General features: G+C 42.0%; 1 protein-coding gene. It reads right to left on the bottom strand.

The window, feature by feature from the left end; all coding sequences use genetic code 11:
* The coding region (locus RCF13_RS15435) for a hypothetical protein (protein ID WP_308141324.1) at positions 1–852 on the bottom strand (852 nt) is incomplete at its 3' end.
* Positions 853–1,036: the final 184 nt, after the last annotated feature.

Raw genomic sequence — 1,036 nt, 5'->3', positions numbered from 1 at the left:
CCAATCCGCGTTTTCTTTCGTGACCAATTGCAGCATAAGATAATAATCTTCCATATATTTATGATCATCAAAATATCTTGTGTTTTTGATGTTCAAACAACTCAAATCGAGCAAAAAACTATGGATTGGTGCATGGTTATTGCTCACAAACTCCTCAAAAGAATAACCATATTCATACACCTTTGATCTATCTAGAAAAACATTTTTCCCAGAAAGATAACGAGCTACAAAGGTACGTCCAAAAGATATTGCTGTATTGGTGGCCTTTAAACGGCTGACGAGGTATTCATAAGCTGTGGGCAATAAAAGGTCATCGTAATCAAGAATCCCAGCATATATGGTTTTAACGTCGCGAAGAGCCTCGTTAAGCATCTTGGAGCGGACATCGCCATTTCCATCAGGCGATACAAAATGCATTATCTGAGGTCGAAAATATTCGCTTGTTCCAAATTCAGTGAGCAGATGGTCTAGCTCAGACTTCTTTTCATCGCTCAAATCCTGTGCTGCAATAAGCGGTACTATGTTGCAGCCCATCATTGCAAATAGCGAATAAAGGGCATTCCGCAGCTCGGTAAAATCAGCCGCGTTATGAATTCGAATAACCGTGGTGATCAATGGGCGATCAGCAGGCTTTACAATACTCGGGTTTGAAAGAAAACAGCGTGCATCCGTACGCATTCGGACGTTAGTGAAACCACCGGTTTTGGCTTCATGCGAAAAAACGACAACAGGACTTGTATATAAGGAACCTGCATCGACAGATCCATTTTCCGTGACATTTAAAAATGGCTTATCATCTCCGTAAAAATTCGGAATTACCGCCGCACCGGTTTTGGCAGCGGTACGCAACATCTTTTCCAATGTCGTCGACGTGAATACGCATGGAGAATGAAATTCAATTGTGAAATCCGGTGATCCAACATCCTGTGGCACAATATCCGTCAGTTGTTCGGCCAAACGAGAGGATGAAACTGAAACCCGAGCCTTCCTGAATATCGTAGAATTTTTCAGACACCAGGCGAATTTTTCAAACAAC

It is taken from the genome of Stenotrophomonas maltophilia group sp. RNC7 (assembly GCF_030910085.1).
GTDB classification, from domain to species: Bacteria; Pseudomonadota; Gammaproteobacteria; order Xanthomonadales; family Xanthomonadaceae; genus Stenotrophomonas; species Stenotrophomonas sepilia.
The sequence above is the reverse complement of the archived record's forward strand: the minus strand, read 5'-3'. Positions and strand labels throughout refer to the sequence as shown.